An 8,658-nucleotide genomic window follows, 5' to 3' on the forward strand; every position below is an offset into this window, starting at 1 on the left:
TTACTGCCAGTGAGTGCCGGTCAGTGCCCGTAGCCGCTCAACAATGCGTGGCCGGCTGGGGTGATAGCCGATGAATACCAGCTGCGCCTGCCGTGGTGCGGCGGTTTCCGGCTCCTGTTGCAGCTGTACGCGCTGGCGTACCGCTTGCAGTGTCAGCCGGCCCTGGCCGTCGGCACTGGCCGCATGGCCCTTGATGCGCAGCAGCGCTTCCTCGCGGGCAATGGTTTCCACCGCTGCCAGCAGGCGGGCCGGGTCCTGTGCGTCCTTGCTGCGAATCAAAAACGACTGCCAGCCCGGGTCCTGCTCATGAAAATGCTTGTGGGTGGCCAGGCCATGACTGTGTGCGGCCAGGCCGCCGTGGCTGTGGCCGTCCAGCAGCGCCTGGTTGGCCAGCGGGCGCAGATTGAGCGGCAGGCTGGATACCGGGCCGTAATGGCGGTGGCCGCTGCCGCTGACTTCGTGCAGATGCAGGCCCAGCGTCAGCCGGGTGTCCAGCTTGGCCTGATAGGCCAGCTCGATAAAGCGGATGGACGGCGCCAGCTGGCGCACCGTGCTTTCCGCTTGCAGCATGGCGGTGTCGTCAAGCTGGTCGATCTTGTTCAGCACCACGATGTCGGCGTTCTCCAGCTGCTGGCGGAACAGGCTGGCCACCGCGTCGTCCTGCTGGCCGTGGCCGCTGTCAAAATCGCCAGCCAGCAGCAGCGGGGTGTCCACCACGGCCAGCGTGGCGTCCAGCACAAAGCGCTCGGCCAGCTCCGGGCCTTGCAGCTGCTCCATTACCGCGCTGGGCAGCGCCAGGCCCGAGGTTTCGATCAGCACATGGTCGATTTGCTGACGGCGTTGCCACAAGGCCAGCATGGTGGGCAGGAAGTGCTCGTCGTCGTCGTAAGCCACCAGGCCATTGGCCAGATCGTGAATCTCCACCCCGGCCTTATCGTCCGTACGCAGGATGGTGCCGTCGATGGACACCTCGCCAAATTCGTTGACCAGAATGGCCAGCCGCCGTTGTTTGCTGTCGCGGATCAGATTGGACAGCAGGGTGGTTTTGCCCGCGCCCAGAAAACCGGTGAGCACGGTGACCGGAATGCGCGGGCTGCTCATACCAGTTGCTCCAGTGCCGTTTGCAGGCTGGTGAAGTCGGTAAAGCTGAGCGGGTAGTCCAGCTGCGGACGGTCCACCACGATGAAGGGAATGCCCAGCGCCGCTGCTGCGGCGGCTTTTGCACCATAGCCACCGGCATCACCCGACTGCTTGCTGATGACGCAGTCGATCTGCCAGTCGCGCCACAGGGTTTCATTGGCGGCCTGCGAGAACGGGCCTTGCATGGCACACAGGCGTGCACGCGGAATGCCCAGGTCGATGGCGCGTTGCAGGTGTTGCGGGTCTGGTGCCAGCCGCACAAACCATTGCTTGTCAGCCGCGCCCTCGGCCTGCACAAAGCTGGCCAGCTCCTTGCTGCCGGTGGCCAGGAAAATGCGCTGGCCGTGCTGCATCGCCAGCTTTGCCGCTTCAGCCATGCTGCTGCAGTGAATCGCCGGGTGCTGGTCGACAGCGCTGGGGCGCTCGTAGCGCAGATAGGGCAGGGCCAGCTCGCGTGCCAGCGCCATCAGCTGTTGCGACATTTCCGTGGCATAGGGGTGAGTGGCATCCACGATGCAGCGTGCCTGGCTTTGTTGCAGCAGCTCGCGGCGACGCTCCACCCCCAGCCGCCCGCTGATGCTGGTGAGGCCGGGGCTGTCGGCGGCGACGATTTCGGCACCGTAGTCGCTGGCTGTGCTGACGATCACCGGCTTGCCGCCTGCCGCCAGCTGGCGTGCCAGCGCATTGCCGTCGCTGGTGCCGGCAAATACCCAGGCAGCGGTGCTGGGCAGGCTGTCGGCGGTAATGGTATCGGCGGTGTTCTGCCAGTTGAAGTAGCCGCGCGGGGTGAACATCCAGTTGCGTTTGCGGCGGGTGAAGCGGTTGCCGATTACCAGCGAGGTGAGCATGTTGAACTGGCGCGTGCGCAGCTCGGCCAGGGTGACGATTTCCACCGTCTGGCCCTCGCGGTAGGCATTGTGCACGATGCCGCACAGGGTTCCCGGCCGCTTGTGTTCCAGCATGATGTCCAGAATGCGGTACACGCCTTCCTGCCGCTGCTTGCTTTGCACGTTGTAAAACACCACGGCCAGATCGGCCTCGGCAATATGGCGGGCGCGGCTTTCAATCCACTCCCACGGGCACAGCAGGTCGGACAGGCTGAGGGTGGCAAAGTCGTGCGACAGCGGCGCGCCCAGCAGCGAGGCGCAGGCATTGGCCGAGGTGATGCCGGGAATCAGCTGTACGTCGAAGGTGTCGTCCTCGCGCATGTCTTCATAAGCCAGCGTGGCCATGGCGTAAATGCCGATGTCGCCGCTGGAAATCAGCGCCACCGTTTTGCCGGCGCGGGCTTCGGCCAGTGCCAGCTGGGCGCGGTCGCGTTCCTGGGTGAGCGGCAGGGTGCGGATGTCCTTGCCGGCAATCCACGGCTGGATCCAGGTAAGGTAGAGGTCGTAGGCGACGATGACGTCGCTGGCGGCCAGTGCCTGTTCCACCATGGGCGGGATCAGTTCGCGGCTGCCGGGGCCGACGGAGACAAGATAGAGTTTTCCGGTCATTGTGTGATGCTTTCTGCTGCGTGCAGGCGGGGCCTGCCAAAAGTTTGTCTGGGCAATGCGTGGTGTGCATTGCTGATGTAAATCCTGCATTTATTACTGGCAGTGCTGGACTGTGGTCCTGCGCCGCTGTGTTTAACTTCGTGGGCCTCGCCTAGCCAAGACCATGGCAGCTTCGACCAGTGTTCTTACCAAACAAGCACCGCACCAGCGCGACCCATGGGCCCCGTCAAGCATGCCGACGGGTGGCCGGGGCGAGGTGTTAAGCGCCTGCAATGTCTGAGCGATTTGACGTTAGCAAATCGCGAGTCCAGGCGCGCCTCGCACCGGTCGGGCCCTGTCGGGCAGCCGCAGGCCATGCTTGCCGGGGTGGCCTTGGAGGTGAAGGAGGGCTTGGCCAGGCAAGCCCTCTTTCCCGTCCGCCGCGCGGAAGCGGCAGGTAAACCATCATCCGCGTAGCGGATTCAAACCCCTTACCTGCACCTCTTGCCAGTGTTTCCACGCCCCTCTAACCTTGCCGCTGCCAACAACGCTGATTAGCCTTATCCCGTTGCGTTTACAAGCGCAATCAGGTTTGGCGACCTGTCTTGTAACTGGCATGAGAAGCCGCACTGCGCGGCTTCTTTAGCTTGTGTCCGTATGGTTTATGGCGGGCCAGGTGGGGAGACCTATGCGGTCTGCCGGTTCCAGTTCCGGTTCGCCAACCCTGCTTTGGCCTGCCACCCGCGTTTGGCGACGTTGGCGATGCAGCTTCTGACACAACTGGAGCCTGAATCATGACTACCCCCCAATCCCCGCCACCTCTTACCCTGTTCTACCTCGGCAAACCCATCCGCCTGCACCTCCACCCCCACAGCTGCTGTTTCCACGGTGACGACATCCTGCAACTGTTGGGCCCACGCTTGCGCCAGCGCCTGCAACAAACCCTCCAACAACACCCCAGCTGCCAGCACCCATACCACGACAGCCAACATCACTACTGGCCGGAAAACACCCTGCAACACGCACTGCGCCAATGCAGACGCCCAGCTGCACAACGCCTTCGCCACTGGCTGAACCGCCAAATCCTCCCCGCCCTGCACCAAAGCCCAAGCAACGCACCACGCCACGACCAGGCTCTGGCCATGGCAGCCGAAGCCGGACAACAAATCAGCCATGCGGTATTACGCACAGTGATGGAGCAAGGACCGGGCTGGCAGTACGGCCATTGGCTGCTGACACTGCACTTCACCCCCAATCACGCCAGTCGCCATGCCCATGGCCGTTTGGTGACGCTCAACAGTCAGGCCACGCCCTTGCAGGCACTGACACAATACATTGCCGCACCGGACGGGCTGGCCAGCAGTAATTCGGAATTACTGCGGCTGGCAGTGGCGTGCCATGAGCTACTAGCCAAGCGACTAAACAAACAGGCGTGGCGGACGGAGGCTGCGGAAGGCAGCGCACCAAAGCCGAGCTGAAACCGGGCAGCCGCAGGCCATGCTTGCCGGGGTGGCCTTGGAGGTGAAGGAGGGCTTGGCCAGGCAAGCCCTCCTTCCCGTCCGCCGCGCGGAAGCGGCATGTAAATCACTATCCGCGTGAGCGGATTCTTGCCCTTATGCATCACGAGCGGCCCTTAGCGGATACAAAACTCCTTATTCAACGACGCCAAAATCAGCAAACCCATCCTCCACCACCGCCACCGTCACCCCTTCACGCGCCATCTTCGGCACCAGCAACCGCCCGCGTGGGCTGGCAATCAAGGCGCAGGGCTCGCACACTCCGTCCACGCCCACATTCTGCTGTACCCAGGCGGAGGGCTGGCCGGTCCAGCCACGGGCGGCGACGTCGGCGCGGGCGATGACGCGCAAGGGCAGGTCGTGACGGGCGCAGAATTCCAGCAGGCCTGCTTCATCGGCCTTCAGATCGATGGTGGCCACTTCGCGCACTTCGCTGAGACTGCGTCCGGCCAGCGCTTGCAACACAGCCTGTTCGATGGCGTCGGCGCTTTTACCGCGGCGGCAGCCTATGCCCAGCGTCAGCGGTTTGAGTGCTTCCGTTGCGGTGGTGATGGCCGGAGTGGCAGCAGTGAGGCGGGCAATCTGGTAGGCCAGCGCATTGGCACCGCCTTCGTGGCCGGACAGCAGTGGAATGGCAAAGCGCGCGGCTTCGTCCAGCACCACCACTGCCGGGTCGGTAAGTTTGCTTTGTGGCAGGCCATCCAGATAGCGCACGGCAATGCCGCTGGCCATCAGCAATATCCATTGGCGGTGCTGGTGGAAGACGGCGGCAAACTGCTGGCGCGCGTTGTCATCCGGCTGCTGCCAGGGTTGGTAGACGGTGGCGTCCAGCGCGCGGGCCAGTTGCCGCGCCAGCGGCAGGGCGGCTTCGCGCACGGTCCAGATGGCGGTGTGGCTCACGAGGCTTGCTGCTCCGGGTCCTGTTCCGATTGTGCCGCCAGTTCCGGCTTGCGCTTGCTCGGACGCGGGGTTTTGCGGTCGGTGCCATCGCGGAAAATATGAGTGAAGCCAGCGGCGTACAGGCTGGATTCCACCCCGCCTTCGCGCGACAGTGCCGCACCCACCAGCAGCAGGGTGGTGAGCAGCCAGTCTTTCTGTTTTACCTGTTCCAGCAGCTTGCCCAGCGTGCTGCGGTGGATGGACTGGTCCGGCCAGCTGGCGCGGCGCACCAGTGCCACCGGGGTATCCGGCGGGTAGTGCAGCAGCAGGTCGGCCACGGTGTATTTCAGCCGCTGGCCGGACAGGAAGATGCACATGGTGGCCTGGTGTTCGGCAAAGCGGGCGATGGATTCCAGCTCCGGCACTGCGCTGGCACGGCCGGAGACGCGGGTGAGGATGATGGACTGCGAGATGGCCGGGCGGGTCAGTTCGCTGCCCAGTGCGGCTGCGGCAGCGGTGAAGGAGGACACGCCGGGGACGATTTCATATTCAATACCCAGTGCTTCCAGCCGGCGCATTTGTTCGGCGGTGGCGCCGTAAATGGCCGGGTCGCCGGAGTGCAGCCGCGCCACGTCGATATTGGCGGCCTGCGCGCGGCGGTAGCAGTCTTCCTGCTGGTCCAGCGACAGTTCGGCGGTGTCGAGGATTTCGGCACCTGCACTGCAATGCTGCAGCATGTCGGTGGGCACCAGCGAACCGGCGTACAGCACCATGCCACAGCTACCCAACAGGCGCGCGCCGCGCAGGGTGATCAGGTCGGCGGCACCGGGGCCTGCACCAATGAAATAGACTTTCATGAATGACGTTTCTCTCTCGCCTGACGGCGGATCAGCATGGTGGCCAGATAACCGCTGGCCGAGGCGTCCAGCTGGCTGACATCCGGACACAGGATTTCATCGGTCAGGCCGATGCGGCGGGCGAAGGCGCAATGCCGGGCAATGCCCAGCCGCGCCAGCAGGGCCAGCACGTCCGGCAGGCGCTGGCCGATTTTCATCAGCACCACGATGTCGTGGCTGGCGATGTCTGCTTCCAGCGCGGCCATATCGTCCGGGCAGGGCAGAATCAGCATGCGTTCCTTGCCTTCGCCCAGCGGCCAGGACAGCGCCGAGGCGGTGGCGGCAAAGCTGGTGACGCCGGGGAAGGTGGTGTGGGCCAGGCCGGGCAGGCGTTCGCGCAGCGCCGCCAGCAAATAACCGTAGGTGGAGTAGGTCATGCTGTCGCCGATGGTGAGATAGGCGACGTTGCGGCCTTGCTCCAGTTCGGCGGCCACGCTGGCTGCCAGTGCGGCGTAGTGGTCGGCCAGCAGGCTGCGGTCCGGGTCCATGATGAATTCCACGTCACGGAATTTGCTGGCGTCGACGGGCAGGCCGGCCAGGCATTGCTGTGCCACCGATTGCTCGCTGCCGCGCGCGCGCGGCAGGTAGATGATGTCGGCCTGCTGCAGGGCCTGCAGCGCAGCCACCGGTATCAGCCCGGCCTGGCCCGGGCCTACGCCCACGCCAATGAAATGTCCCAGTTCACTCATGTGTGTCTCCGGCGGCTGCGCCCAGTGGCGTGCCGTCCATGCTGAACAGCCGCACTGCCACGCGGCGGGCGCTGGGCAGTCGGCTGTGCATGCGGGTGGATACCCGCTGTTCTATCTCCATCCAGAAGGCTTGTGCCTGCGGATGGCCTTGCAATATCTGCACGATGTTTTCCACCGTATTGGCCTGGCGGATGGCCTGTACCAGCTCCATGCTCAGGCCCAGCTCCGCTGCCAGTTGCGCCACATCGCCCATGGCCATGCCGCTTTTGCCGGAGTGGGTGTCCCATACCGTGGGGTCCAGCAGCTTGGCCAGCTTGCCGGGGTGGCCCAGCACCCACAGCGTGTCCAGCACGCGGCCTTGTTCCTGCAAGATGGCCTCGGCCTGTTCCAGCGAGCTGCCGACAAAGTTGGCAATCTGCACCACCTGTTTTTTCGGCAGGCCCAGTACGTCGGCGGCGTAGCCACGGCCTATCTTGCCGGGGGTGAAGGCGATGGCGGCAGGCAGATCGCCCAGCGCCACGCGGATATACACCTCGATGGAAGCCATCCACGCGGCCAGCGACATCGGCTCGACGATGCCGCTGGTACCCAGGATGGAAATGCCGCCGACGATGCCCAGCATGGGGTTGAAGGTGCGCTTGGCAATGCGCCCGCCTTCCACACAACCGATGGCCAGGTCAAAACCGGGGTCGGCCCGGCCAGCCAGCACCTCGGCCACCGCCCACTGCATCATCTGGCGCGGGACCGGGTTGATGGCCGGTTCGCCCGGAGGAATGCGCAGGCCGGGCAGGGTGACCGTGCCCACGCCTTCGGCAGCGATAAAACGCAGCTGGCCGCTGCCATTGCGCCTTACCTCGGCAAAGATGGTGGCACCGTGGGTGTTGTCCGGGTCGTCGCCACCGTCTTTCAGCACTTCGGCGCGCGCAGTGTGTTCATCCAGCAGGTCCACCGCCTGTATCGGCACGGTGAGGTAGTAGTCCGGGTCGGGCAGGCTGATGTCCACTTCGCTGGCGCGCACCCCGTCCAGCAGGCAGGCCAGCGCGGCTTTCACTGCCGCCGTGGCACAGCTGCCGGTGGTGCGACCGCGGCGCAGGCCGTTGGGGGCCGGCACCGTCAGGTCGTAGGGGACGCGCCGTTCGTGGGTCATGCGTCTTGTGCTGCCTGTTGCTGCTGGTACACGTGGCCGATGGCGTCAATCATCAGCGCATTGACGACGGTGGCCGCCCACGGCGAGCCGCCACGGGTGCCGCTATTGGTGATGCGTGGCACTTGCAGCAGGCCGCGCAAGGCGTCCTTGCATTCGCGGGTGCCGACAAAGCCCACCGGCAGGCCGACGACCAGTTGCGGCCGCCAGCCGTGCTCCCGCACCAGCCGCACCAGTTCCATGATGGCAGTGGGGGCGTCACCAATGGCGACAATCACATCATTGCCAAACTTTTCCCAGGCGCGGCGGATGCCGGCAGCAGAGCGGGTGAGACCGTGGGCCTCGGCCAGCAGATAGGTTTCCGGGTCGTGCACGCCGCACCAGGTTTCCACTTCCAGCTGTTGCAGTACCGCGCGCTTGAGGCCGGTTTCCACCATGGTGACATCGGTGACGATGCGGCGGCAGCGCAGCAGGGCGCGCATGCCGATGGCGGCTGCGCCGGGCGAGAAAAACAGCTCGTCCACGCTGCTGAAGTCGCCGGTGGTGTGCACCAGCCGGTGCAGCGCGGTGTGCTGTTCTGCCGGGAAGGCCGACCAGTCGCGCCCCTCGCGGATGATGCGCATGCTTTCCGCCTCGATGGGGTGCGGCACATAGGGCGGCCAGGCGGGCGCGGCGGCAGGGGTGTTGTCCTTGGCCAGCAGGCCGCGCACCTTGCCGTGATGGCCTTGTTGCGGCGTGCCCACTTGCTGTTCGAAGCCGATGATCTGCACCCGGTATTTGCACAATGAACAGTTCATGCTGGCGCGGCCTTCCACGCCTTCCTGCGCCCGCTCCAGAAACACCTCGGCCACATGTTCGTGCACGCCCAGATAAGGCGCAGCCAGCACTTCGATATCCGGGCAGCGCGCGGCCAGATCG

The 8,658-nt window shown here is 65.0% G+C and carries 8 protein-coding genes; 1 reads left to right on the forward strand and 7 read right to left on the reverse strand.

Annotated features, from left to right (window positions below):
• A complete protein-coding gene (locus JHD62_RS15165; protein ID WP_199103634.1) occupies positions 1 to 1,101 on the reverse strand; it encodes a GTP-binding protein in 1,101 nt (366 codons plus the stop codon).
• Positions 1,098 to 2,636: a precorrin-3B C(17)-methyltransferase gene (cobJ, locus tag JHD62_RS15170; RefSeq protein ID WP_199103635.1), complete on the reverse strand. Its 1,539-nt coding sequence runs from the start codon at positions 2,634 to 2,636 to the stop codon at positions 1,098 to 1,100. Before cobJ ends, JHD62_RS15165 begins: the two co-directional genes overlap by 4 nt.
• A 773-nt stretch (positions 2,637 to 3,409) precedes the next feature.
• On the opposite strand from cobJ, the gene JHD62_RS15175 reads away from it, so the two are divergent.
• Entirely contained in the window at positions 3,410 to 4,093 is a 684-nt protein-coding gene (locus tag JHD62_RS15175) for a hypothetical protein (RefSeq protein ID WP_199103636.1), read from the forward strand.
• A gap of 174 nt (positions 4,094 to 4,267) precedes the next feature.
• Here the strand turns inward: JHD62_RS15175 and JHD62_RS15180 are convergent, their stop codons facing one another.
• From JHD62_RS15180 to JHD62_RS15200, 5 genes are all read right to left on the reverse strand, one after another.
• On the reverse strand, positions 4,268 to 5,032 hold the full coding sequence (locus JHD62_RS15180) for a cobalamin biosynthesis protein (protein WP_199103637.1): 765 nt from the start codon (positions 5,030 to 5,032) through the stop codon (positions 4,268 to 4,270).
• Positions 5,029 to 5,868, reverse strand: a complete 840-nt coding sequence (gene cobM, locus JHD62_RS15185; RefSeq protein WP_199103638.1) for a precorrin-4 C(11)-methyltransferase — start codon at positions 5,866 to 5,868, stop codon at positions 5,029 to 5,031. The genes JHD62_RS15180 and cobM overlap by 4 nt, the downstream gene beginning before the upstream one ends.
• A complete protein-coding gene (gene cobI, locus JHD62_RS15190; RefSeq protein WP_199103639.1) occupies positions 5,865 to 6,596 on the reverse strand; it encodes a precorrin-2 C(20)-methyltransferase in 732 nt (243 codons plus the stop codon). The genes cobM and cobI overlap by 4 nt, the downstream gene beginning before the upstream one ends.
• Positions 6,589 to 7,743: a cobalt-precorrin-5B (C(1))-methyltransferase CbiD gene (gene cbiD / locus JHD62_RS15195; RefSeq protein ID WP_199103640.1), complete on the reverse strand. Its 1,155-nt coding sequence runs from the start codon at positions 7,741 to 7,743 to the stop codon at positions 6,589 to 6,591. Before cbiD ends, cobI begins: the two co-directional genes overlap by 8 nt.
• A partial coding sequence (locus tag JHD62_RS15200; protein WP_199103641.1) for a precorrin-8X methylmutase occupies positions 7,740 to 8,658 on the reverse strand: 919 nt, incomplete at its 5' end. The genes cbiD and JHD62_RS15200, both read right to left, overlap by 4 nt.

The sequence above is a fragment of the Aquitalea sp. ASV11 genome (assembly GCF_016429185.1).
GTDB lineage: Bacteria > Pseudomonadota > Gammaproteobacteria > Burkholderiales > Chromobacteriaceae > Aquitalea > Aquitalea pelogenes.

Bases quoted from the DNA above. Each gene is read 5' to 3' on its own strand.
- JHD62_RS15165 (WP_199103634.1), bottom strand. From the start codon at position 1,101: ATGAGCAGCCCGCGCATTCCGGTCACCGTGCTCACCGGTTTTCTGGGC.
- cobJ (WP_199103635.1), bottom strand. From the start codon at position 2,636: ATGACCGGAAAACTCTATCTTGTCTCCGTCGGCCCCGGCAGCCGCGAA.
- JHD62_RS15175 (WP_199103636.1), top strand. From the start codon at position 3,410: ATGACTACCCCCCAATCCCCGCCACCTCTTACCCTGTTCTACCTCGGC.
- cobM (WP_199103638.1), bottom strand. From the start codon at position 5,868: ATGAAAGTCTATTTCATTGGTGCAGGCCCCGGTGCCGCCGACCTGATC.
- cobI (WP_199103639.1), bottom strand. From the start codon at position 6,596: ATGAGTGAACTGGGACATTTCATTGGCGTGGGCGTAGGCCCGGGCCAG.
- cbiD (WP_199103640.1), bottom strand. From the start codon at position 7,743: ATGACCCACGAACGGCGCGTCCCCTACGACCTGACGGTGCCGGCCCCC.